The organism is Pseudomonas sp. LFS044 (assembly GCF_047978245.1).
GTDB lineage: Bacteria > Pseudomonadota > Gammaproteobacteria > Pseudomonadales > Pseudomonadaceae > Aquipseudomonas.
Genome location: NZ_JBFPFX010000035.1, coordinates 1 through 23016, shown reverse-complemented (window position 1 = coordinate 23016; position 23016 = coordinate 1). Strand labels below are relative to the sequence as shown.

Genomic DNA, 23016 nt, shown 5'->3' with positions numbered 1-23016 from the left:
TCACTCATCAGCTGAGGACGCTCAGAGCGCCGCGTTGATCTTCTTGGCAGCCTCATCGCTGACCCAGGCCTGCCAGACTTCAGGATGTTCCTTGAGGAACGCCTTGGCCAGCGCAGGCGACTCGATCCGATCCTTGGTCATGCGCGCCAGGTTCTGGTTCAGCAGGTCGATCGGCAGGTTGACCTTTTCCAGCACCGCAACCAGCTCGGGGGCCTGTTCGTGGAAGGTTTTCGATAGCCCGACCTTGATCGACACAGACTTGTCCACACCCTGTTTTTCCTGCAGCTTCACCAGGTCGACCTGGCCCATCAGCGGGGTGGGCGTCCAGTAGTAGAAGAGAATCGGCTCGCCACGCTTGTAGCTCGACAGCACGGCGGCATCCAGGGCCGGGCCGGTGCCGGGGCGGAAGTTGGTGTAGCTGCTCTCCAGGCCGTATTCCTTGAGCATCCTGCTGTTGTCCAGTTCGCAGGTCCAACCGGCCGGGCAGTTGTAGAACCGGCCTTTGCCCGGCTCTTCCTGGTCCTTGAACACGCTGGCGTATTTGCCCAGGTCAGCCACGCTCTTGAGCGCTGGCGCCTTGGCTTCGAGCTTGCGCTTGGCGTCGCCCTCGATCACGTAGCGGGGCACGTACCAACCCTCCTCTGCGCCCACCACCGGGGCGCCGACGCCAACCACCTTGCCGGCCGCCTCGGCCTTCTTCCAGACCTCGCTGCGCCCGACCCACTCTTCGGCGAAGACCTGGATGTCATTGGTGCCCAGGGCGTTTTCCATGGTGATGGAGTTGCCGGGCAGGCTGTCGGTTTCGCAGCCGTAGCCGTTTTTCAGTACGAACTGCATCACGTCGGTCAGCAGCATGCCGCTTTCCCAGTTCAGCCCGGCGAACTTCACCGGCTTGCCAGACTCGCACCAGCCAGCGGCCTGGCTGCTGCCGGCAGCGCCGAGCAGGCCGAGGGCGAACAGCGAGGCAAGCAAGGTCTTGTTGGTTTTCATTGCGTGACGCTCCCAAACTTGAAAGTGGAAATCGGCAGTCCTTGCAAGGAAATGGCCATTTTGGGACCGCTTCGCGCCCCATCGCCGGCAAGCCGGCTCCCACATGAACAGCGTGTAACCCTGTGGGAGCCGGCTTGCCGGCGATGGGCTGCACAGCAGCCGCTCAGGGCCTGTCAGCCAGTAATCATCGGCAGGTTCAACCCCTGCTCTTTGGCGCAATCAATCGCAATCTGGTAGCCCGCATCGGCATGGCGCATCACCCCGGTGGCCGGGTCGTTGGTCAGCACGCGGGCGATACGCTCGGCCGCCTCGTCGGTGCCATCACACACGATGACCATGCCCGAGTGCTGCGAGAAGCCCATGCCCACACCGCCGCCATGGTGCAGCGACACCCAGGTCGCGCCGCTGGCGGTGTTCAACAGGGCGTTGAGCAGCGGCCAGTCGGACACGGCATCCGAGCCGTCCTGCATGGCTTCGGTTTCGCGGTTCGGGCTGGACACCGAGCCCGAGTCGAGGTGGTCACGGCCGATCACGATCGGCGCCGACAGCTCGCCGCTGCGCACCATTTCGTTGAACGCCAGGCCCAGCTTCGCGCGCAGGCCCAGGCCCACCCAGCAGATACGTGCTGGCAGGCCCTGGAAGCTGATGCGCTCGCGGGCCATGTCCAGCCAGCGGTGCAGGTGGGCATCATCGGGGATCAGTTCCTTGACCTTGGCGTCGGTCTTGTAGATGTCCTCGGCCTCGCCGGAAAGCGCCGCCCAGCGGAACGGGCCGATGCCGCGGCAGAACAGCGGGCGGATGTAAGCGGGGACGAAGCCTGGGAAGTCGAAGGCATTGGCAACGCCTTCTTCCTTGGCCATCTGGCGGATGTTGTTGCCGTAGTCGAAGGTCGGCACGCCTTGCTTCTGGAAGTCCAGCATGGCCTGCACGTGCACGGCCATGGACTGCTTGGCGGCCTTGACCACGGCGGCGGGCTCGGTCTGGGCGCGGTCGCGGTATTGCTCCCAGGTCCAGCCAGCTGGCAGGTAGCCGTTGAGTGGGTCGTGGGCGCTGGTCTGGTCGGTGACCATGTCCGGGCGCACGCCGCGCTTGACCAGCTCGGGCAGGATTTCGGCGGCGTTGCCATGCAAGGCGATGGAGATCGCCTTGCCTTCGGCGGTGTACTTGGCGATGCGAGCCAGGGCGTCGTCGAGGTCCTTGGCTTGCTCGTCGACGTAGCGGGTGTCGAGGCGAAAGTCGATCCGGCTCTGCTGGCATTCGATGTTCAGCGAGCAGGCACCGGCCAGGGTTGCGGCCAGTGGCTGGGCGCCGCCCATGCCGCCGAGGCCCGCAGTCAGTACCCACTTGCCTTTCAGGCTGCCGCCGTAGTGCTGGCGACCAGCCTCGACGAAGGTTTCGTAAGTGCCCTGGACGATGCCCTGGCTGCCGATGTAGATCCAGCTGCCGGCGGTCATCTGGCCGTACATGGCCAGGCCCTTGGCGTCGAGTTCGTTGAAGTGTTCCCAGTTGGCCCAGTGCGGCACCAGGTTGGAGTTGGCGATCAGCACGCGCGGGGCGTTGGTGTGGGTCTTGAACACGCCGACCGGCTTGCCCGACTGCACCAGCAGGGTTTCATCGTCGTTCAGGTTGGTCAGGCTTTCGACGATCTTGTCGTAGCAGGCCCAATTGCGCGCGGCGCGGCCAATGCCGCCGTACACCACCAGCTCTTTCGGGTTTTCGGCGACCTGCGGGTCGAGGTTGTTCATCAGCATGCGCAGCGGCGCTTCGGTCAGCCAGCTTTTGGCCGTCAGCTTGTTGCCACGCGGGGCGCGGATCTCGACGTCACGGAATTTGTTGAGTTTGTTGTCAGTCACGAAAAGTGCTCCTCGGGTGCGTACAGCGCGAATGGGGACGGCCTATCCACTTTCGCGCACTTGGCTTTACTTGTACATACAAGCATATGCAATTGAATTGCCAAGTTGGGTTTGCAGGTGTTTTTCGGGCGCACGAAGGGGGGGTGGAGCCCCCGTAGATCAACGTTTGGAGAAAGTTAGCAAAGCTGGGTGGGGGGTTGAGGAGCGCAGTGAGCAGCTCGACGGCATTGCGCCATCTTGGGGCGATCGGTAACAGCGTGAGCGGTTTGGGAGCGTTACCGGGTAACTTTTCCGGCCCATCGCGGGCAAGCCCGCTCCTACAAGGGCAATGGGGTGCCTGTAGGAGCGGGCTTGCCCGCGATAGGGCTGCAGGCATCACTCAAAAAGCGGGGTAAGCTCGATAACACAGCAGCGCCCCAGCACATCCACTTCGACCAAACGGTCGTTACCGCTCAGTTGCAAGCAGTCATACAGCCCCAGCGCCGGCTGCACCTGGCCATCAAGACTCACCTGCAGTTGCGCCTGGCCACTGAAAATCAATACGCTGCTGGCAGCGCTGAACAACCGACTCCCACCGTTGAACCACTGCAACCGTGCCCGGTAACGCCCCGGCGCATAGATCAGGTTGAAGTCGCGAATCGGCCCGCCCAATAGCGTGCAACTCACCTGGCTCTCACCACTGAACGCATAAGCATCGAACGGCAGCAGTGGGCGGCTGTGTGCGCCATCCACCGTCAGGCGCATGCCATCACCTTGCAGTACGGTGATGATCCGCTGGTAACCGGCAAAGCTGGAGAAGCCGCCAGACGCTTCGATGTCGGCGATCGACAGGCGCCAGCCAAAGCCATCCAGCCCGTCGCCCGCATCGCGGGTGATTTCTTCAGTAAAGCCACCGCCGTTCTTCCACGGCATGCGCGGGTAGTCTTTAGCGCGCAACCACTGCAACTGGCTCATTTGCTGAAACGTCCTTCCAGGCGATGACGGGAACCGGGGTGAATCAGCCGCGCCGCGGTAACGGGCTGGCGACCGGACCAGGTACGGCGGCGGATCAGCAGGCAAGGTTCGCCCGCTTCGATCTGCAGCAACTGGCACTCGTGCGCCTCGGCGAGGATGGCTTCGACCACGTGTTCGCCTTCGGTCAGCGGTGCCACCTGGGACAGGTAGGCGTAAGGCGTCTGCCGGGTGAAATCCTGCTTGAGGTAGTCGGGGGCGATCTGCGCGTTGACGTAGCGGTCTTCGATCTGCACCGGCACGCCGTTTTCGTAATGCACGATCAGCGAATGAAACACCCGCTGGCCTTCGCGCATGTCCAGCGCCAGGGCGCGCTCGGAGCCGGCCGCTTCCTCGGCCAGGGTGATGACCTGGCAGCTATGCTGGTGGCCACGTGCGGCGATTTCGTCGGCGATGTTGTTGACCTCGAACAGCGCCGAACGGGTCTTGGGTTCGGCAACGAAGGTGCCGACGCCCTGCATCCGCACCAGCAGCCCTTCGGCGGTGAGTTCGCGCAGCGCGCGGTTGATGGTCATGCGGCTGAAACCCAGCTGGCTGACCAGCTCGCTTTCGGACGGCACCCGGTGGTGCGGCGGCCAGCTGCCATTCTCGATGTGCTGGATGATCATCTGTTTGACCCGGGCGTAGAGCGGCGCCGGGCCCTCGCCCATCTGGGCTACCAGCGCGGAGACAGGAGGTGTCGGCACGGCGTTTGATCCTTGTGCAATTGGGTTGAACGGTAGCTTGCCGGAGTTTACCCGGCAGGCAAACGGCTGTATATGTATATACAAGTTGAACAATAACAGGATAGCGCAATGCCCGCCTACTACGCCGAACGTGCCCTCCTGCCCAGCGGTTGGGCCCACGATGTTCGCTTCGAGGTGGCCGCCGATGGCCACTTGGCTGCGGTTCAAGCCGATGCCAATGCCGAGGGCGCCGAGCGCCTCAGTGGCCCAGTACTGCCGGGTATGCCCAACCTGCACTCCCATGCCTTTCAACGAGCCATGGCGGGCCTGGCCGAGGTGGCGGGCAACCCCAACGACAGCTTCTGGACCTGGCGCGAACTGATGTACCGCCTGGTCGGCAAGGTAACGCCAGAGCAACTGCAGGTCATCGCCCGCCAGCTATACATCGAGATGCTCAAGGCCGGCTACACCTCGGTTGCCGAGTTCCACTACGTGCACCATGACCAGGCAGGCGGGGCTTACGCCGACCCGGCCGAACTTTCCCGGCGCATCAGTGCTGCGGCGGCCAGCAGCGGCATTGGCCTGACCTTGCTGCCGGTGCTTTACAGCCACGCCGGTTTCGGCGGCCAGGCACCCAACCAAGGGCAGCGGCGCTTCATCAACTCCACCGAGCACTACCTGCAACTGCAAGCGCAGCTAGCCCCGGCACTGGCGGCGCAGCCTGCACAGCAGCTGGGCCTGTGCTTTCACTCGTTGCGCGCGGTAACGCCTGAGCAGATCACCGAAGTGCTGGCTGCCGGCCATCAGCAATGCCCCATCCATATTCACATCGCCGAACAACAGAAGGAGGTCGACGACTGCCTGGCCTGGAGTGGCCTGCGTCCGCTGCAATGGCTGTATGAACATGTGCCTGTGGATGCGCGCTGGTGCCTGGTGCATGCCACCCATGCGCAGCCTGCAGAAGTGGCGGCCATGGCCCGCAGTAAAGCCGTGGCAGGCCTGTGCCTGACCACCGAGGCCAACCTGGGTGACGGTATTTTCCCGGCCGTGGACTTCCTGGCCCAGGGTGGGCGCATGGGTATCGGCTCCGACAGCCATGTGTCACTCAGCGTGGTGGAGGAGCTGCGTTGGCTGGAATACGGCCAACGCCTGCGTGACCAGCGGCGCAACCGGCTGCACCGCGAAGACCAGCCGATGGTCGGGCGCACGTTGTATGACGCTGCATTGCGTGGCGGTGCCCAGGCACTGGGGCAGCCCATCGGTGAACTGGCGGTGGGCAAGCGTGCTGACTGGCTGGTACTTGATGGCCAGGACCCGTATATCGCCATGGCCGATGGCGATGCCATTCTCAACCGCTGGCTGTTCGCCGGGGGCGACCGCCAGGTGCGCGACGTGATGGTCAATGGGCAGTGGGTGGTGCGCCAGGGGCGGCATGAACAGGAAGCGCAGAGCGCGCTGGCGTTTGTCGAGGTGTTGCGCCAGCTGCTGGGTTGATTGCATGGGCGGGTGTGCAGCCAGTTGTGGGAGCAACTGTCGCGAAAGGGCCGCAAAGCGGCCCCAGTCGACTCAATGCATCTGCACGATCTGCTTGTCCGCCATCCGCCAAATCAACCGGCTGGTGTCATAACCCTGCTGCCGTGCCTTGGCCTGCAGGTTCTCACGCTCCCATGCCGGCAATGAAGGCGTGCGCGACAGAATCCACAGGTATTTGCGGTCCGGGCTGCCGACGATCGCCGTACGGTAACGCTCATCCACGTACAGGATCCAGTATTCGCCCCTGGTCAGGCCTGGCACCAGGCGGGTGAACCAGTTGTCGAACTCCACCCACAACCTGTCGGTATGCCCCGGCTGCTGAATGTTGGCGTGGCCTTCGGCGCGCAGCCATTCATCACCCATCGTGCGGCAACGGTTGAGCACACCGTACGAGCCGTCAGGCTTGAGGTTGTAATGGGCCTCGGACTGGGCGCATTCGCTCTGATACGGCATCGGCAAGCGGGCCAGCTCGTACCACTTGCCCTGGTACCGCTTGAGGTCGACGTTACCGGCGGTCTTCGGCGCCAGCGGGTCGTTGGCCGAGGTGGCGCAGCCACCCAACAGCATCACCAGGCACAACCCCAGCAGCAGGTGCAGACGCGTCATTTGAGGCCCTGCCCTGAGTACATCAATACCTTGTCAGCTGCGTACTGCACGCTGATGAAGCTCTTCTCGTCCCCCCAGGTGCAGCTGCTCATGCCCAGTGCGCCAGAGCACTCGGTGGGCGTGCCGAGCAGTTGCTCGACCTCGGCCTTGTTCATACCGGCCTTGAGCTTGGAATAGTTTTCCTGATTGATCTTGCTGCACGCAGTCAGGACGACGCACAAGGACAACAGGGCGAGGGAACGCAACGACATGAAGGGACACTCCTGGAAGGTGGGTGCAGGCGAGTGGCTGCAGTGACCTTCGACGGGAAAATCGCTCCCTGGTTCCCTGCCTGCCCGCCTTTCGTTCAACACCGTTGGTCGGCTGGCGCTGCGCAGGCGCTTCAGTCCCCAAAAACAAATGGGGCCGCACAGCGGCCCCATTCATTACTCAGAACCTGGAGCCAGGCTCCAGTAGAAAATCCATCTCTTCGCTGGTGCTCGGCCTCTCCAGCATCAGGTTGCGGTGCGGGAAGCGCCCGAACCTTGCAATCACGCGCTGGTGCTGCTCGGCATAGTCGAGGAAGCCTTCGAACAAGCGTCGGTGGGCCTCTGGCTGCTCATCCAGCAGCACCTGATAGCGTTCGACGCACAGGTTCTGCCAGTCCAGCACTTCGGCATGCTCCAGCACCAGCAGCACGAACACTCGCTGGATCGGCAGCAGCTGGTAATCCCAGCCCTTCTGCAAACCCTGCAGCGCGACCACCTGGGCACGCCGGTCGCCATCGAAGGCGCGCGGCGTGTCGCGGTAGATCATGCGCGGCAGCTGGTCCAGCAGGATCAACAGGCCGAGCCAGCCTTGCGGGCTTTGCTGCCACTCGTCGAGCCCGCCCGCCAGGGCATACTCGACCAGCTCGCCAAACACCGCCTGGGCTTCGGCATCGTGATGCTTGCCGAACCACAGCGTGCTCTTCTCGTCAGCCACGGCCTGGGGACTGGTGCCCCAACCGAACCACCACTCCAGCAACGGCTGCCAAGGTGCGAGCATGTCTTACTCCTTGTGGTAGGCGGTAACGCGCTCAACCTCTTCCTTCGAGCCGAGGATCACCGACACGCGCTGGTGCAGGCTCTCTGGCTTGATGTCGAGGATGCGATCGTAACCGTTGGTGGAGGCGCCGCCAGCCTGCTCGATGATGAACGACATCGGGTTGGCTTCGTACATCAGGCGCAGCTTGCCCGGCTTGCTCGGCTCGCGGGCGTCGCGCGGGTACATGAACAGGCCGCCACGGGTCAGGATGCGGTGTACATCGGCCACCATGGAGGCGATCCAGCGCATGTTGTAGTTCTTTTTCAGTGGCCCGGTCTCACCGGCCAGCAGCTCGCCCACGTAGCGCTGTACCGGGGCTTCCCAGTGGCGCTGGTTGGACATGTTGATGGCGAACTCGGCGGTGGTGGCCGGTACCTGGATGTTTTCGTGGGTCAGAACGAAGCTGCCCAGCTCGCGGTCCAGGGTGAAGCCCTTGACGCCGTTGCCCAGGGTCAGGATCAGCATGGTCTGCGGGCCGTAGATGGCATAACCGGCAGCGACCTGCTCGGTACCTGGCTGCAGGAACGCTTCTTCGTTCAGGCTTTCGTTCTGGCTCAGGTACTGGTTAGGGCAACGCAGTACCGAGAAGATGGTGCCGACCGAGACGTTGACGTCGATGTTCGACGAGCCGTCGAGCGGGTCGAAGACCAGCAGGTAGGCGCCTTTCGGGTACTTGCCCGGGATCTGGTAGGCGTTGTCCATTTCTTCGGACGCCATGCCGGCCAGGTGGCCGCCCCACTCGTTGGCTTCGAGCAGGATGTCGTTGGAAATCACGTCCAGCTTCTTCTGCACTTCGCCCTGCACGTTTTCGGTGCCCATGCTGCCCAGCACGCCGCCGAGGGCGCCCTTGGACACGTGGTGGCTGATTTCCTTGCACGCACGCGCTACCACTTCGATCAGGAAGCGCAGATCGGCAGGGGTATTGTTGCTGCGGGTCTGCTCAATCAGATAGCGACTCAGGGTAACGCGGGACATGTATGGCTCCGAACGGATTGGGGGAGAAAAACCCCCGCAGTTTACAGGGAGAGTTGAATGCTAGCGAGCAAAGAGACTCGCTGGGCAGTCAGACGGCACTTTAGGTCGGTAGTTCAGCGATGGCCTGGCCGGTGGTCAGTTGGGGCTGCTTTGCAGCCCGATCGCCGGCAAGCCGGCTCCCACAGACGCTGCTGAACCACGACCTGGTGGGAGCCGGCTTGCCGGCGATTGGGCCGCGCCGCGGCCCCAACACTCAATCCAGCGCCTTCCAGATATCGGTCGCATACTCGCGAATGGTCCGGTCCGAAGAGAACCAGCCCATCCGTGCCGTGTTCAGCACTGCAACGCGCCACCACTCCTGCGGTGTATGCCACAGCTCCTCGACGCGCCGCTGGGCATCCCAGTAGGCATCGAAATCGGCGCAGACCAGGAAGCGGTCGTACGCCACCAGCCCGTCGATCAGCCCGGCATAGCGCCCAGGGTCATCCGGCGAGAACACACCACTGCGGATCGCCTGCAGTACATCGTTCAAGCGGTTGGAGGCGGCTATCGCGGCACTGGCACCAAAGTCGCCGGCACGCTTGCGCGCCTCGACCTGCTGCGCAGTCAAACCGAAGATGAACATGTTGTCGGCACCCACCTGTTCGCACATCTCCACGTTGGCACCGTCCAGGGTGCCGATGGTCAACGCGCCATTGAGGCCGAACTTCATGTTGCTGGTACCCGAGGCTTCGTAACCGGCAGTGGAGATCTGCTCCGACAGGTCCGCTGCCGGGATGATGCTCTCCGCCAGGCTGACGTTGTAGTTGGGCAGGAACACCACCTTGAGCAGGCCACGCACGGTGGGGTCGTTGTTGACCACGCGGGCGATGTCGTTGGCCAGCTTGATGATCAGCTTGGCCTGGTGGTAGCTGGCCGCCGCCTTGCCGGCGAAGATCTTCACCCGGGGCACCCAGTTGATACCGGGGTCGTTGCGTATGGCCTGGTACAGCGCCACGGTGTGCAACAGGTTGAGCAGCTGGCGCTTGTATTCGTGGATGCGCTTGACCTGCACATCGAACAGCGCCTCTGGGTTGACCGTAACCCCCACGCGGTCCTGGATGATGCTGGCCAGCGCGCGCTTGCTGTGCAGGCGCTGCGCGGCGAACGCCTTGCGAAAGCCGCCCTTGTCGGCGAACGGCACCAGGTTTGCCAGGCGCGCCTCGGGGTCGTCCAGAAGCTCCGGCCCCAGGGCCTCGACCAGCATCGCGGTCAGTTGCGGGTTGGCCTGGTACAGCCAGCGGCGGAAGGTAATGCCGTTGGTCTTGTTGTTGATCCGCTGCGGATAGAGCTTGTGCAGCTCGGCGAACACCGTGCTTTTCATCAGCTTGCTGTGCAGCGCCGACACCCCATTGACGCTGTGCGAGCCGAGGAATGCCAGGTTGCCCATGCGCACCCGGCGGCCGTTGTCCTCCTCGATCAGCGACACTGCCCGTAGCACATCGAAGTCGTGCAGGCCTTTCGCGCGCAGGGCGTCGATATGGTAGGCGTTGATCAAGTAGATGATCTGCATGTGCCGCGGGAGCATGCGCTCCATCAGCGCCACAGGCCAGGTTTCAAGGGCTTCGGGCAGCAGGGTGTGGTTGGTGTAGGCCAACGTACCGACGGTCAGCTCCCAGGCCTTTTCCCACGGAATTTCGTGCTGGTCGACCAGCAGCCGCATCAGTTCGGCCACGGCAATCGACGGGTGCGTGTCATTGAGCTGGATCGCCGCCGCATCCGGCAGGTTGAGCAGGTCCTTGTGCATGTTCAGGTGGCGCCGCAGCAGGTCCTGCAGCGATGCCGAGACAAAGAAGTATTCCTGGCGCAGGCGCAGCTCCTGGCCAGCCTCGGTACTGTCGGCTGGGTACAGCACCCGCGAGATACTTTCGGCGCGCGCGACTTCCGCCACCGCCCCCAGGTGGTCACCGGCGTTGAAACGCTCCAGGTGGAGTTCTTCCAGCGCCCGTGCACGCCACAGGCGCAGGGTATTGACGCTGGACCCGCGCCAGCCGACCACCGGCGTGTCATAGGCAACCGCCCGCACCGTTTCGCCCGGCGACCAGACCTGACGCTGCTGGCCGTGGGCGTCGTGCACCGTTTCGACGCTACCGCCAAAGCTGATCGGGTAGATCACCTCGGCGCGCTCGAACTCCCAGGGGTTGCCGAAATCCAGCCAATTCTCGGTCTGCTCCTGCTGCCAGCCATCGACCATGGCCTGGCGGAACAGCCCGTGCTCGTAACGGATGCCGTAACCATGGGCGGCAATGCCCAGGGTCGACATGCTTTCCATGAAACAGGCTGCCAGACGCCCCAGCCCACCATTGCCTAGAGCGGCGTCCGGCTCAAGCAGGCGAATGCGTTCCAGGTCCACATCCAGCCCTTCCAGCGCATCGCGGGCGATGTCCAGCAAGCCCAGGTTGCTCAGGCTGTCATACAGCAGGCGGCCGATGAGGAATTCAAGGGAGAGGTAATACACCCGCTTCTGGCTGCGTCTATAGGCCTGACGGGTGTGGTCCATCCAGTGGTCGACCATGTGATCGCGGGCAGCCAGCGCAATGGCTTCGAACCAGTCGTGGTCGAAGGCATGCTCAGGGTCCTTGCCGACTGCATAGGTAAGTTTGTCCAGTACAGCGGCACGAAAATCGGCCACCTCGGCATCACGTGCTTTGGGTTCCTGGGACATACGGCATCCTCGGGCAAGTTGACGAAAGCGCAGGGGGAGTGTTGAGACTAGACCCTTCGACAGGGAGTGACAGTCTCGGTTCGCAGTTTTCATGCCCACTTTGCCAATCCGGCAAAAGGTTGTTCACAAATTGAACAACTCCGGTATCATCGCGCGCCCCAAGACCGTGATCCACCACCTATAACGATGAAAACGACCCTGATTGCCGCGGCCGAAGTCGACCGCCTGGAAACCTGGCAGCGCTATGCCAGCCATATGTGCGGAGGCTGCCATTCGACCTGCTGCACGCTGCCCGTGGAAGTGAAGATCAAAGACCTGATCCGCATTGGCGTGGTGGACGAGTTCGAAAAGGACGAGCCGCCAAAAAACGTGGCCAAACGCCTGCAGAAGGAAGGCATCATCGAACGCTTCAACCAGAAGTCGGGGATCTTCACCCTGACCCGGATGAGCAACGATGACTGCATGTATCTGGATCGCAAGAGCCGCCTGTGCACCATTTATGACAAGCGCCCGGATACCTGCCGCAATCACCCGAAGATCGGGCCACGCCCGGGGTATTGTGCTTACAAGCCGAAAGCACCCGGACGTTGACGAGCCCACTGAGACCCAATAGACTTTTAACCGTCTTGATGTACACGGAGCTTCCTTCGGGAAGTGTCTAGACGCCGCCACCTGGTTCCGGCCGTGCCGGTTGATGGGAGAAATCCCTAAGGGCATCCGCGATACGACCCCCGTTAACCGGGGGTTTCGTATTTCTACAGGTAGCAACCGCTTCACAGGCCGTCGAATAGGCTCATTTCTCAGCTTCTTCAACATCAGTAGCCAGCCCTTTATTTTCTCATGTCGCTTAAAGCGTACCGGACGATGAGAAGGATGGCCGGCATCTCGCACGTAGGCACTTTCAACATATACCGTCAGGTTTAGTGCAGCTTCACGACGAAGGCTGAAATAGACCTCGTAGCAGCTCCCTTCTGGATAGCCGAACTGATGCCCCTCCAAGGTCAGCCAGTTGCTGTGCCCCGTGAAAAGGCATTGCCGATCCGCAAGTGACGCCAGGATGCTGGGCAGCTGGATAGACAACTTGTAGCGCCCTGGACAAAATGCCCGACGAATTCCTCTGTGGTCGATCAGCATGTGCTCGACCCCAATCGCCTCAAAATCTAGCTCAGCGCCTTGTTTCGGCCCGTAACTGACGCAGTGGCTTGAGTACTGTATCGCGAGCGTCACTACTTGCGAGCCTTGGGTGGAATGCTCTGGGATAACCACGTGAAGCGAGCCGGGACGCAGGTGAAGCAGGCTCCACGCAACTCCCGCTACATGAATCTCGCCGCGTGCCAAATGATCTTTCCACCTCTTGCCCTTCATCCTCAGCCCCATTAAAACTTTCAGTACGCAGGGTACTGGGGGCTATAGCCATTGCCAAAAACTGCTTAGTTAGCAATTACTTCCGGTGAAACACGGTGCAACAAGGGCAAAAAAAAACGCCCCCGGCCTTTCGACCGGGGGCGTTTTCATTCAGCCAGAACTAACTCAGCTGTTCTTGGCTTTCTTGGCAGCGCGGGTACGCTCGCTTTCGTCCAGGATCTTCTTGCGAAGACGAATGGACTTCGGCGTTACTTCGCACAGCTCGTCTTCCTGGATGTATTCCAGAGCCTGTTCCAGGGTAAAGCGAACAGGCGGAACCAGGGCGATGACTTCGTCTTTACCCGAAGCACGCATGTTGTCGAGCTTCTTGCCCTTGGTAGGGTTGACGCCCAGGTCGTTGTCGCGGCTGTTCTGGCCGATGATCTGACCGTTGTAGATCTCTTGACCGTGCTCGACGAACAGCTTGCCACGCGCCTGCAGGGTTTCCAGCGAGTAGGTCAGCGCCTTGCCGGTTTCGACCGAAACCAGTACGCCGTTCTGACGGCCGGACATGTGGCCGGACTTCACTGCATCGTAGCGATCGAAGATCGAAGTCAGGATGCCTGCACCGTTGGTCAGGGTGAGGAACTGGTTACGGAAACCGATCAGACCACGAGCCGGAATGTTGTACTCCAGGCGTACACGGCCCTTGCCATCCGGGACCATGTTGGTCAGGTCGCCTTTACGCAGACCCATCTCTTCCATGACCTTGCCCTGCGAATCTTCAGGGATGTCGATGGTGACGTTTTCGAACGGTTCCTGCTTCACGCCGTCCACTTCACGGATGATCACTTCCGGACGACCCAGGGCCAATTCGAAGCCTTCGCGACGCATGGTTTCGATCAGTACCGAGAGGTGCAGCTCACCACGGCCCGAGACCTTGAACTTGTCTGGGGAGTCGGTTTCTTCAACGCGCAGGGCTACGTTGTACAGCAGCTCTTTGTCCAGACGGTCCTTGATGTTACGGCTGGTGACGAACTTGCCTTCCTTGCCGCAGAACGGCGAGTCGTTGACCTGGAAGGTCATCGAAACGGTAGGCTCGTCAACGGTCAGCGGCTTCATTGCCTCAACGGCAGTCGGGTCGCACAGGGTGTCGGAGATGAACAGCTCGTCGAAACCGCTGATGCAGACGATGTCGCCCGCCTGGGCTTCTTCGACATCCACGCGGTGCAGGCCGTGGTGGCCCATCAGCTTGAGGATACGGCCGTTACGCTTCTTGCCGTCAGCGTCGATGGCGACAACCGGGGTGTTCGGCTTGATGCGACCACGGGCAATACGGCCAACACCGATAACACCCAGGAAGCTGTTGTAGTCCAGTGCGGAGATCTGCATCTGGAACGGGCCGTCACGGTCAACAGCTGGCGCTGGAACGTGGTCGATGACAGCCTGGTACAGGGCAGTCATGTCTTCGCCCATTGCGGTGTGGTCCAGACCGGCAATGCCGTTCAGGGCCGAGGCGTAGACGACTTTGAAGTCCAGCTGTTCGTCGGTGGCACCGAGGTTGTCGAACAGGTCGAAGATCTGGTCCAGAACCCAGTCAGGACGCGCGCCCGGACGGTCGACCTTGTTGATCACGACGATCGGCTTCAGGCCAGCTTCGAAAGCCTTCTTGGTCACGAAGCGGGTTTGCGGCATCGGGCCGTCCTGGGCGTCGACCAGCAGCAGCACGGAGTCGACCATCGACATTACACGCTCAACCTCGCCACCGAAGTCGGCGTGGCCGGGGGTGTCGACGATGTTGATGTGGTAGCCGTTCCAGTTGATGGCGGTGTTTTTCGCCAGAATGGTAATGCCGCGCTCTTTTTCCTGGTCGTTGGAGTCCATCACGCGCTCGTCGTTGAGCTCGTTACGCTCCAGAGTGCCGGACTGGCGCAGGAGTTTGTCGACCAGGGTGGTTTTACCATGGTCAACGTGGGCGATGATGGCGATGTTACGCAGATTTTCGATCACAACTGTATCTCGATCAGAGGATTCGGTTGCCGCCAGTCTAGGCGGCCAATATGAAGGTAAAAGGCTCAGCGGGCCCGGCGGTCGGGAGGGCGATGGCGGATGCTGCCGCCATACAGCCCTGGCGTCTTATGTCGGACGATAAACACGCACATTGGCATGTCCCTCACTGAGCAGGTGGTGTGCGTGCAAACGGCTCATCACACCCTTGTCGCAATACAGCAAGTACTGGCGGGTTTCATCCAGCTGCTTGAACTTGCTGTTGATCGCGTAAAACGGCATCACCTGGACTTCAACGCCATCGATTACCAAAGGTTGGTCTTCCTGGGCATCGGGGTGACGGATGTCGATGACGATCTGGCCTGGCAGCGCTTCGCGTACTTCCTCGACCTCGATGTCCTTGCCCAGCTCGTCGATCACGTGGTCGATCGAGATGAACTTGGCACGTTCGAGAGCACGCTCCAGCACGGCCATGTCGAATTGCTTTTCTTCATGCTCCATGCGGTGACGCTTGGCGTGAGTGGTCGGGTTTACCGAGATCACACCGCAGTATTCAGGCATGTGCTTGGCGAAATCGGCGGTGCCGATTTCGGTGGCCTGGTCAATGATGTCCTGCTTGTGGCTTGCCAGCAACGGGCGCAGCACCAGCTTGTCGGTGGCCGAATCGATGATCGACAGGTTCGGCAGCGTCTGGCTCGACACCTGGGAAATCGCTTCGCCGGTCACCAGCGCGTCGATTTGCAGACGGTCGGCCATGTGCGCCGCACCGCGCAGCATCATGCGCTTGAGGGTCACGCCCATGTAGCTGTTGTCGACCTTGTTGAGGATCTCGCCGACCACTTCTTCGAACGGCACGCTGATGAACAGCACGCGCTGGCTGCTGCCGTACTTTTTCCACAGGTAGTGGGCCACTTCCATCACGCCCAGCTCGTGGGCACGGCCGCCGAGGTTGAAGAAGCAGAAGTGGGTCATCAGGCCGCGGCGCATCATCTGGTAGGCGGCCACGGTGGAGTCGAAGCCACCGGACATCAACACCAGGGTCTGCTCCAGGGCGCCCAGCGGATAGCCGCCAATGCCCTGGTGCTGGTTATGGATCACGTACAGGCGCTGGTTGCGGATTTCGATGCGCACCAGCACTTGCGGGTTCTTCAGCTCGATGCCGGCGGCGCCGCACTGCTGACGCAGCTGGCTGCCGACGTAGCGGTCGACATCCATCGAGGTGAAGTCGTGATGGCCGCCGCGTTTGCAGCGTACGGCGAAGTGCTTGCCGGCCAGCAGGTGGCCGAAATGGTGCTTGCACTTGGCGACGATGTCGTCGAAGTCGCCCAGCGGGTATTCCTCGACCTGCAGGAAATGGGTAATACCCGGCGTGCAGGCGAGGCGCTCGATCATCTCGCGCTGGACCTTCTCGTCCTCGACGCGGGTAACCACTTCGAGATTGTCCCAGACACCATCGACCGCGAGCTCAGGATCGAGGTCCTTGAGCACGTTGCGGATGTTCTTGCTGAGCTGGCGGATGAAGCGCTTGCGCACCGGCCGGCTCTTGATGGTGATTTCTGGGAAGACTTTGACGATAAGTTTCATTGGTTAACAGCGCGCGCAGGGCCTGCCGAAAATGAGGGGCGCGAATTATATCGGAAATTGCTCAGGATTTGACCAACTTTTGTACAGAAGGTTGGATTTTATGTTTGCCCGCACCGGCCTCATCGCCGGCAAGCCGGCTCCCACAGGGCATGGCGCAGGTCTTGAGGCATGTGGTGACCTTCTGGCACCCGGCTTGCCGGCGATGAGGCCCTTTAAGGAAGCACAAAAACCAGCTAACGCACCGCATTGGTGCGCACACGCCAAAATCCGCATCTTAAGAGTGCATTTTTTGCCAGCACTACACCGCTCGATGCCCGCAAACGCCCCTTTTTATCCCGCGCTCGCCATTTTCGGGCACTGGCATGCAATTTGCTCCCTTGTGAGGCAGGTAAGCTTGGCCGACTATCCGCGCCCGGCAACACCCTTTTTGCAGGGCAGCGGCCAACTGCGCCCTAGACCATCCGGAGGACAATATGTCGAAGTCGGTTCAACTCATCAAAGATCATGACGTCAAGTGGATTGATCTGCGTTTCACGGACACCAAAGGCATTCAGCATCACGTGACCATGCCAGCGCGTGATGGCCTGGACGAAGACTTCTTCGAAGTCGGCAAGATGTTCGACGGCTCCTCCATCGCTGGCTGGAAAGGCATCGAAGCCTCCGACATGATCCTGATGCCGGTCGACGACACCGCCGTACTGGACCCGTTCACCGAAGAGCCGACCCTGATCATCACCTGCGACATCGTCGACCCGTCGAGCATGCAGGGCTACGACCGTGACCCACGCGGCATCGCCAAGCGCGCCGAAGAGTACCTGAAGAGCACCGGCATCGGTGACACCGTATTCGCCGGCCCAGAGCCAGAGTTCTTCATCTTCGACGAAGTGAAGTTCCAGTCGGACATCTCCGGCTCGATGTTCAAGATCTTCTCCGAGCAAGGCTCGTGGATGACTGGCGCTGACGTGGAAGGCGGCAACAAAGGCCACCGTCCGGGCGTTAAAGGTGGCTACTTCCCGGTTCCGCCGTTCGACCACGACCACGAAATCCGTACTGCCATGTGCAACGCACTGGAAGAAATGGGCCAGACCGTTGAAGTTCACCACCACGAAGTGGCGACTGCCGGCCAGAACGAAATCGGCGTCAAGTTCAACACCCTGGTGAAGAAAGCTGACGAAGTGCAGGCCCTGAAATACGTCGTGCACAACGTTGCCGACGCTTACGGCCGTACCGCCACCTTCATGCCGAAGCCACTGTACGGCGATAACGGCTCGGGCATGCACGTGCACATGTCGATCTGGAAAGACGGCAAGAACACCTTCTCGGGTGAAGGCTATGCCGGCCTGTCCGACACCGCTCTGTACTTCATCGGCGGCATCATCAAGCACGGTAAGGCCCTGAACGGCTTCACCAACCCGTCGACCAACTCCTACAAGCGTCTGGTCCCAGGCTTCGAAGCCCCGGTAATGCTGGCCTACTCGGCACGCAACCGTTCCGCCTCGATCCGTATTCCTTACGTCGGCAGCCCGAAAGCCCGCCGTATCGAAGCGCGTTTCCCGGACCCATCGGCCAACCCGTACCTGGCTTTCGCGGCCCTGCTGATGGCTGGCCTCGACGGTATCCAGAACAAGATCCACCCAGGCGATGCTGCCGACAAGAACCTGTACGATCTGCCGCCGGAAGAGGCCAAAGACATCCCGCAAGTGTGCGGCAGCCTGAAAGAAGCTCTGGAAGAGCTGGATAAAGGCCGTGCGTTCCTGACCAAGGGCGGCGTGTTCTCCGATGACTTCATCGATGCCTTCATCGAGCTGAAGTCGGAAGAAGAGATCAAGGTCCGCACCTTCGTGCACCCGCTGGAATACGAGCTGTACTACAGCTGCTGATCCAATCGGCGCCTGGCGTCGATGAAATCACCGGAAACGGCCTTCTTCTGAAGGCCGTTTTTGTTTTTGCGATCGTCCGAATCGGACGTGTCCTACAAGCAGAATGCGTCACCCAACCCACAATCAGGTCTCCATGCATAAGGAGATCACCATGCAACGCACCACCATCGCACTCGTCATCACATTCGGCCTTCTTGGCTGCCAGGCATCATCACCTTCCGAACCAGACTTTCAGCCCCTGCTGACCAGTATCGAGCAGCGCCTGGACCTGGCCACCTCGGTCGCGGTGCACAAATGGGACAACCACCTGCCCGTGGAAGCCCCCGAACGGGAGCGACAGGTGCTGTCGGGTGTCCAGGAGATGGCACCCGACTACGACCTGAGCCCCGAGCGCGCCGCTGCGTTCTTCGCTGACCAGATCGAGGCCAACAAGCTCATCCAGTACACCCTGCGCGACCGCTGGACAGTGCTTGGGCAACGACCGCCCGCTGCACCGCTCGACCTCGCCAGCCAGATTCGCCCCCGCCTGGACAAACTTCAGGCGACGCTACTGTTCAAACTGGCCCGCTTTGACAGGCACAAATATCCCGACTGCAGGCAAGCACTCGCTCACGCCTTGGCGGGACGCACCAACGACCCTGTACGCCACCAGGCGCTTGTGCGCGCCACCACGCAATTGTGTGTCGAACACTAGCAACGCAGATGCTCTATATTGGTGCATAACGCCCTCAATCCCGCCGCTAACCATCCCAAAACAGGTCACGTGAAACGGTAAATCAGCAGATTCTGATCCGAATAAGCGCAATAACAGGTCTTTATCAAGGAATCCCGCTTCTTTTCGGAGCCTTGGTTTGTTTCTTGCATTTTCCAGGCATCAGCGGATCCATAGCGCGCTCGTCCTTGGCCCGACCAAGGACCAGCCAGCGCCAAAAGAGGTCAACGACACCTTATGACCATCAGCGATGCACAGCACCGTCTGCTTCTGGACAACCTGACCACCGCCACGCTCCTGCTCAACGCCGAGCTGCGCCTGGAGTACATGAACCCGGCTGCGGAAATGCTGCTGGCGGTGAGCGGGCAGCGTAGCCATGGGCAATTCATCAGTGAGCTGTTCACTGAATCGACCGAAGCGCTCAATTCGCTGCGCCAGGCCGTCGAACACGCACACCCGTTCACCAAGCGCGAAGCGCAGCTCACGTCGTTGACTGGGCAGACCATCACCGTCGACTACGCCGTGACGCCGATCCTGCACCAAGGCAATACCTTGCTGCTGCTCGAGGTGCACCCGCGCGACCGCCTGCTGCGCATCACCAAGGAAGAGGCCCAGCTGAGCAAGCAGGAAACCACCAAGATGCTGGTGCGCGGCCTGGCCCACGAGATCAAGAACCCGCTCGGCGGCATCCGTGGCGCTGCACAATTGCTGGCCCGCGAACTGCCCGAAGACGGGCTGCGCGACTACACCAATGTGATCATCGAAGAGGCCGACCGCCTGCGTAACCTGGTCGACCGTATGCTCGGCTCGAACAAGCTGCCGTCGCTGGCCATGACCAACATTCACGAAGTGCTGGAGCGGGTCTGCAGCCTGGTCGACGCCGAAAGCCAAGGCTGCATCACGTTGGTGCGCGATTACGACCCGAGCCTGCCGGACGTGCTGATCGACCGCGAGCAGATGATCCAGGCAGTGCTGAATATCGTGCGCAACGCCATGCAGGCGATCAGCTCGCAGAACGAGCTGCGTCTGGGCCGTATCACACTGCGCAGCCGGGCGATGCGCCAGTTCACCATCGGCCACGTGCGCCACCGCCTGGTGGCCCGGGTCGAGATCATCGACAACGGCCCAGGCATTCCCAGTGAACTGCAGGACACCCTCTTCTATCCCATGGTCAGTGGCCGCCCGGACGGTACCGGGCTGGGCCTGGCCATTACCCAGAACATCATCAGCCAGCACCAGGGCCTGATCGAGTGTGAAAGCCACGCCGGGCACACTGCCTTCTCGATCTTCCTGCCCCTGGAACAAGGAGCCACCGCCTAATGAGCCGAAGTGAAACCGTTTGGATCGTCGATGATGATCGCTCCATCCGCTGGGTCCTGGAAAAAGCCCTGCAACAGGAAGGCATGACCACCCAGAGCTTCGACAGCGCCGATGGCGTGATGGGCCGCCTGGCTCGGCAGCAGCCGGACGTGATCATTTCCGACATCCGTATGCCCGGTGCCAGTGGCCTCGACCTGCTGGCGCAGATTCGCGAGCAGCACCCGCGCCTGCCGGTCATCATCATGACAGCCCATTCCGACCTGGACAGCGCGGTGGCGTCGTACCAGGGCGGTGCGTTCGAGTACCTGCCGAAACCGTTCGACGTCGATGAAGCGGTGTCGCTGGTCAAGCGCGCCAACCAGCATTCCCAGGAACAACAAGGCCTCGACGTGCCCCAGGCGCTGGCCCGCACGCCGGAAATCATCGGTGAAGCACCGGCGATGCAGGAGGTGTTCCGCGCCATCGGTCGCTTGAGCCACTCCAACATTACCGTGCTGATCAATGGCGAATCGGGTACCGGCAAGGAACTGGTCGCCCACGCCCTGCACCGCCACAGCCCGCGTGCGGCATCGCCGTTCATTGCCTTGAACATGGCGGCCATCCCGAAAGACCTGATGGAGTCGGAGCTGTTCGGCCACGAGAAAGGGGCTTTCACTGGCGCAGCCAACCTGCGCCGCGGCCGCTTCGAGCAGGCCGATGGCGGCACGCTGTTCCTCGACGAAATCGGCGACATGCCGGCCGACACCCAGACTCGCCTGCTGCGGGTACTGGCCGATGGCGAGTTCTATCGCGTGGGCGGCCATGTGCCGGTGAAGGTCGATGTGCGAATCATCGCCGCCACGCACCAGAACCTCGAACTGCTGGTACAAGCCGGCAAGTTCCGTGAGGACTTGTTCCACCGCCTCAACGTGATTCGCATCCATATTCCGCGCCTGGCCGACCGTCGCGAGGACATCCCTGCCCTCGCCCGCCACTTCCTCGGCCGCGCCGCGCAGGAGCTGGCCGTCGAGCCGAAACTGCTCAAGCCGGAAACCGAAGAATTCATCCGCAACTTGCCTTGGCCCGGCAACGTTCGCCAGCTGGAGAACACCTGCCGCTGGATTACCGTGATGGCCTCCAGCCGCGAAGTGCTGATCGGCGACCTGCCACCGGAACTGCTCAACCTGCCGCAGGACGCTGCACCAGTGACCAACTGGGAGCAAGCCCTGCGCCAGTGGGCCGACCAGGCCTTGGCCCGCGGGCAGTCGAACCTGCTCGACAGCGCGGTACCCAGCTTTGAACGGATCATGATCGAGACGGCGCTCAAGCACACGGCCGGGCGTCGCCGTGATGCGGCTGTGCTGCTTGGCTGGGGGCGCAATACCCTGACGCGCAAGATCAAGGAACTGGGGATGAACGTGGATGGTGGAGATGACGATGAGGGCGATGACCACTGACGCCTCGTCATTCAGATAGACCTCTGGGGCCGCTATGCGGCCCCAGCCGTTTCAGGCGCATGCACCGAAGCTGTGCCCTCTGCACCGCCCCAAGGCACAAATCCCCTCTAAAACCGGCCAAATCCCCCTCAAAGGCCAGTATTCACAGGCCTGGAAAAAATGGCACGCCCCCTGCAATAGCTAGTACATACCCAGTTTCGGGGGCCCTGGTACAGGCAGGCCGGGTGAACCCCTCTTTTATATGCAGTTGCTCCAGCTTTCGGGGACCTCGGTACAGGCAGGCCGGGACATCCCCTCTTTTACACGCAGTCGCTCCCGCTTTTGGGGGACCCTGGTACAGGCAGGCCGGGAAATCCCCTCTTTTATTCGTGCAGCCTCACCTGCACCCGCCAACGCCCAGCGTCCTCTGCACCGGCCCATTCGCCCTGCAGAGGGCGCGCAGCCACCACGGTCAGCAGCAACCCTTCCTTGCTCTTCTGCACGCGCCAGCTCACCGGCTTGCCCTGCAGGCTCAACTGCCCGCGTTGGGCTTTGCCCTCGGCCTGGAACAGTACGGCGACGGTCCCCTCGACATTCTCGCCATGCAGCTTCGGCTCGTCGTCGAACCACAGGTCCAACCCATCCTGCACCACCTCCACCTGCTCGAGCATGCGCTCTTCGGGGGCGGTGAGGCGGCCGATCATCAGGCCGACCATCACGCCGACGATCGCCAGCGAAAGCATCACACGCGGCAAGCCCTTCGAACGCGACTCGGGTTCGGGGGTAGAATGTTCGCCATCTTCATGCTTGGAGCCGTGCATGTTTCACGTCATCCTTTTTCAACCTGAAATTCCGCCGAATACCGGCAATATCATTCGCCTCTGCGCCAACAGCGGTTGCGACCTGCACCTGATCGAACCGATCAGCTTCGAGCTGGACGACAAACGGCTGCGCCGCGCGGGGCTGGACTACCACGAGTATGCCACGCTCAAGCGCCACGAAAGCCTGGCCGGATGCCTGGAGAGTCTGGGCAACCCGCGGCTGTTCGCCTTTACCACCAAGGGCTCGCACCCATTTCATGAAGTCGCCTACCAGCCCGGCGATGCCTTCCTGTTCGGGCCGGAGAGCCGCGGCCTGCCCGCCGAGGTGCTGGACAGCCTGCCGGCTGAACAGCGCCTGCGCCTGCCGATGCGGCCCGGGTGCCGGAGCCTGAACCTGTCCAACACTGTCGCGGTTACGGTGTATGAAGCCTGGCGCCAGCAGGGCTTTGCCGGGAGCTGATGCACTGCCTGCTCCGGCCTCATCGCCGGCAAGCCGGCTCCCACAAGGGTTTGGCGTACACAGTTCAATGT

19 protein-coding genes are annotated in these 23016 nt (G+C 61.7%); 7 read left to right on the top strand and 12 right to left on the bottom strand.

Translation table 11 applies throughout. The features are described from left to right. Positions 1-21: 21 nt before the first annotated feature. From ACNQPL_RS23570 to hutC, 4 genes are all read right to left on the bottom strand, one after another. Positions 22-990, bottom strand: coding sequence for an ABC transporter substrate-binding protein (locus tag ACNQPL_RS23570; protein ID WP_416468045.1), 969 nt, complete (start codon positions 988-990; stop codon positions 22-24). Positions 991-1163: 173 nt separating this feature from the next. Beyond that, on the bottom strand, positions 1164-2843 hold the full coding sequence (gene hutU / locus ACNQPL_RS23565) for a urocanate hydratase (protein ID WP_387522722.1): 1680 nt from the start codon (positions 2841-2843) through the stop codon (positions 1164-1166). Positions 2844-3218: 375 nt separating this feature from the next. Continuing rightward, the gene (locus ACNQPL_RS23560; RefSeq protein ID WP_416468044.1) at positions 3219-3797 is read right to left on the bottom strand and encodes a HutD family protein; all 579 of its coding nucleotides are present in this window, start codon (positions 3795-3797) and stop codon (positions 3219-3221) included. Next, complete coding sequence (gene hutC, locus ACNQPL_RS23555) at positions 3794-4504, bottom strand: histidine utilization repressor (protein ID WP_346614219.1); 711 nt, start codon at positions 4502-4504, stop codon at positions 3794-3796. The genes ACNQPL_RS23560 and hutC overlap by 4 nt, the downstream gene beginning before the upstream one ends. 144 nt (positions 4505-4648) lie before the next feature. On the opposite strand from hutC, the gene ACNQPL_RS23550 reads away from it, so the two are divergent. Further along, positions 4649-6013 (top strand): formimidoylglutamate deiminase, encoded by a 1365-nt coding sequence (locus ACNQPL_RS23550; protein ID WP_416468043.1) that lies wholly within the window; start codon positions 4649-4651, stop codon positions 6011-6013. A gap of 72 nt (positions 6014-6085) precedes the next feature. Here the strand turns inward: ACNQPL_RS23550 and ACNQPL_RS23545 are convergent, their stop codons facing one another. The 5 genes from ACNQPL_RS23545 to ACNQPL_RS23525 all read right to left on the bottom strand — a co-directional run bounded on the left by ACNQPL_RS23545 (position 6086) and on the right by ACNQPL_RS23525 (position 11402). Further along, the gene (locus tag ACNQPL_RS23545; RefSeq protein WP_346614103.1) at positions 6086-6658 is read right to left on the bottom strand and encodes a lipocalin family protein; all 573 of its coding nucleotides are present in this window, start codon (positions 6656-6658) and stop codon (positions 6086-6088) included. Further along, a complete protein-coding gene (gene bamE / locus ACNQPL_RS23540; RefSeq protein WP_079230016.1) occupies positions 6655-6909 on the bottom strand; it encodes an outer membrane protein assembly factor BamE domain-containing protein in 255 nt (84 codons plus the stop codon). The genes ACNQPL_RS23545 and bamE overlap by 4 nt, the downstream gene beginning before the upstream one ends. Positions 6910-7087: 178 nt before the next feature. After that, positions 7088-7684, bottom strand: a complete 597-nt coding sequence (locus ACNQPL_RS23535; RefSeq protein ID WP_416468042.1) for a DUF924 family protein — start codon at positions 7682-7684, stop codon at positions 7088-7090. 3 nt (positions 7685-7687) lie between these two features. Continuing rightward, positions 7688-8698 carry a class 1 fructose-bisphosphatase gene (locus ACNQPL_RS23530; RefSeq protein WP_012274595.1) on the bottom strand — a complete coding sequence of 337 codons (1011 nt, stop codon included), beginning with the start codon at positions 8696-8698 and terminating at the stop codon, positions 7688-7690. 253 nt (positions 8699-8951) lie between these two features. Beyond that, entirely contained in the window at positions 8952-11402 is a 2451-nt protein-coding gene (locus ACNQPL_RS23525) for a glycogen/starch/alpha-glucan phosphorylase (protein WP_346614105.1), read from the bottom strand. Positions 11403-11588: 186 nt separating this feature from the next. Here ACNQPL_RS23525 and ACNQPL_RS23520 point away from each other — a divergent pair, with 186 nt between their 5' ends. Further along, a complete protein-coding gene (locus ACNQPL_RS23520) occupies positions 11589-11993 on the top strand; it encodes a YkgJ family cysteine cluster protein (protein WP_346614106.1) in 405 nt (134 codons plus the stop codon). A gap of 939 nt (positions 11994-12932) precedes the next feature. Here the strand turns inward: ACNQPL_RS23520 and typA are convergent. Together typA and thiI are read right to left on the bottom strand one after the other, a co-directional pair. Further along, positions 12933-14756, bottom strand: coding sequence for a translational GTPase TypA (gene typA, locus ACNQPL_RS23515; RefSeq protein WP_346614108.1), 1824 nt, complete (start codon positions 14754-14756; stop codon positions 12933-12935). 126 nt (positions 14757-14882) lie between these two features. Then, positions 14883-16337: a tRNA uracil 4-sulfurtransferase ThiI gene (thiI, locus tag ACNQPL_RS23510; RefSeq protein WP_346614109.1), complete on the bottom strand. Its 1455-nt coding sequence runs from the start codon at positions 16335-16337 to the stop codon at positions 14883-14885. A gap of 473 nt (positions 16338-16810) precedes the next feature. On the opposite strand from thiI, the gene glnA reads away from it, so the two are divergent. From glnA to ntrC, 4 genes are all read left to right on the top strand, one after another. Beyond that, positions 16811-18217, top strand: a complete 1407-nt coding sequence (gene glnA, locus ACNQPL_RS23505) for a type I glutamate--ammonia ligase (protein ID WP_008095432.1) — start codon at positions 16811-16813, stop codon at positions 18215-18217. 151 nt (positions 18218-18368) lie between these two features. Further along, positions 18369-18911: a chorismate mutase gene (locus ACNQPL_RS23500; RefSeq protein WP_416468041.1), complete on the top strand. Its 543-nt coding sequence runs from the start codon at positions 18369-18371 to the stop codon at positions 18909-18911. 255 nt (positions 18912-19166) lie between these two features. After that, on the top strand, positions 19167-20249 hold the full coding sequence (glnL, locus tag ACNQPL_RS23495; RefSeq protein WP_346614111.1) for a nitrogen regulation protein NR(II): 1083 nt from the start codon (positions 19167-19169) through the stop codon (positions 20247-20249). Further along, on the top strand, positions 20249-21685 hold the full coding sequence (gene ntrC / locus ACNQPL_RS23490) for a nitrogen regulation protein NR(I) (RefSeq protein ID WP_346614112.1): 1437 nt from the start codon (positions 20249-20251) through the stop codon (positions 21683-21685). Before glnL ends, ntrC begins: the two co-directional genes overlap by 1 nt. A 362-nt stretch (positions 21686-22047) precedes the next feature. Here the strand turns inward: ntrC and ACNQPL_RS23485 are convergent, their stop codons facing one another. Continuing rightward, positions 22048-22485, bottom strand: coding sequence for a hypothetical protein (locus ACNQPL_RS23485; protein WP_346614113.1), 438 nt, complete (start codon positions 22483-22485; stop codon positions 22048-22050). Between ACNQPL_RS23485 and trmL the strand changes: the two genes are divergently transcribed. Next, positions 22484-22945, top strand: coding sequence for a tRNA (uridine(34)/cytosine(34)/5-carboxymethylaminomethyluridine(34)-2'-O)-methyltransferase TrmL (gene trmL, locus ACNQPL_RS23480; protein ID WP_008093177.1), 462 nt, complete (start codon positions 22484-22486; stop codon positions 22943-22945). The two genes, ACNQPL_RS23485 and trmL, sit on opposite strands and share 2 nt — an antisense overlap. Positions 22946-23016: the final 71 nt, after the last annotated feature.

Excerpts from the sequence above, each read along its gene's own strand:
- ACNQPL_RS23570 (WP_416468045.1), bottom strand. The coding sequence starts at position 990 with ATGAAAACCAACAAGACCTTGCTTGCCTCGCTGTTCGCCCTCGGCCTG.
- ACNQPL_RS23560 (WP_416468044.1), bottom strand. The coding sequence starts at position 3,797 with ATGAGCCAGTTGCAGTGGTTGCGCGCTAAAGACTACCCGCGCATGCCG.
- hutC (WP_346614219.1), bottom strand. The coding sequence starts at position 4,504 with ATGGGCGAGGGCCCGGCGCCGCTCTACGCCCGGGTCAAACAGATGATC.
- ACNQPL_RS23550 (WP_416468043.1), top strand. The coding sequence starts at position 4,649 with ATGCCCGCCTACTACGCCGAACGTGCCCTCCTGCCCAGCGGTTGGGCC.
- ACNQPL_RS23545 (WP_346614103.1), bottom strand. The coding sequence starts at position 6,658 with ATGACGCGTCTGCACCTGCTGCTGGGGTTGTGCCTGGTGATGCTGTTG.
- bamE (WP_079230016.1), bottom strand. The coding sequence starts at position 6,909 with ATGTCGTTGCGTTCCCTCGCCCTGTTGTCCTTGTGCGTCGTCCTGACT.
- ACNQPL_RS23535 (WP_416468042.1), bottom strand. The coding sequence starts at position 7,684 with ATGCTCGCACCTTGGCAGCCGTTGCTGGAGTGGTGGTTCGGTTGGGGC.
- ACNQPL_RS23530 (WP_012274595.1), bottom strand. The coding sequence starts at position 8,698 with ATGTCCCGCGTTACCCTGAGTCGCTATCTGATTGAGCAGACCCGCAGC.
- ACNQPL_RS23525 (WP_346614105.1), bottom strand. The coding sequence starts at position 11,402 with ATGTCCCAGGAACCCAAAGCACGTGATGCCGAGGTGGCCGATTTTCGT.
- ACNQPL_RS23520 (WP_346614106.1), top strand. The coding sequence starts at position 11,589 with ATGAAAACGACCCTGATTGCCGCGGCCGAAGTCGACCGCCTGGAAACC.
- thiI (WP_346614109.1), bottom strand. The coding sequence starts at position 16,337 with ATGAAACTTATCGTCAAAGTCTTCCCAGAAATCACCATCAAGAGCCGG.
- glnA (WP_008095432.1), top strand. The coding sequence starts at position 16,811 with ATGTCGAAGTCGGTTCAACTCATCAAAGATCATGACGTCAAGTGGATT.
- ACNQPL_RS23500 (WP_416468041.1), top strand. The coding sequence starts at position 18,369 with ATGCAACGCACCACCATCGCACTCGTCATCACATTCGGCCTTCTTGGC.
- glnL (WP_346614111.1), top strand. The coding sequence starts at position 19,167 with ATGACCATCAGCGATGCACAGCACCGTCTGCTTCTGGACAACCTGACC.
- ntrC (WP_346614112.1), top strand. The coding sequence starts at position 20,249 with ATGAGCCGAAGTGAAACCGTTTGGATCGTCGATGATGATCGCTCCATC.
- trmL (WP_008093177.1), top strand. The coding sequence starts at position 22,484 with ATGTTTCACGTCATCCTTTTTCAACCTGAAATTCCGCCGAATACCGGC.
- ACNQPL_RS23485 (WP_346614113.1), bottom strand. The coding sequence starts at position 22,485 with ATGCACGGCTCCAAGCATGAAGATGGCGAACATTCTACCCCCGAACCC.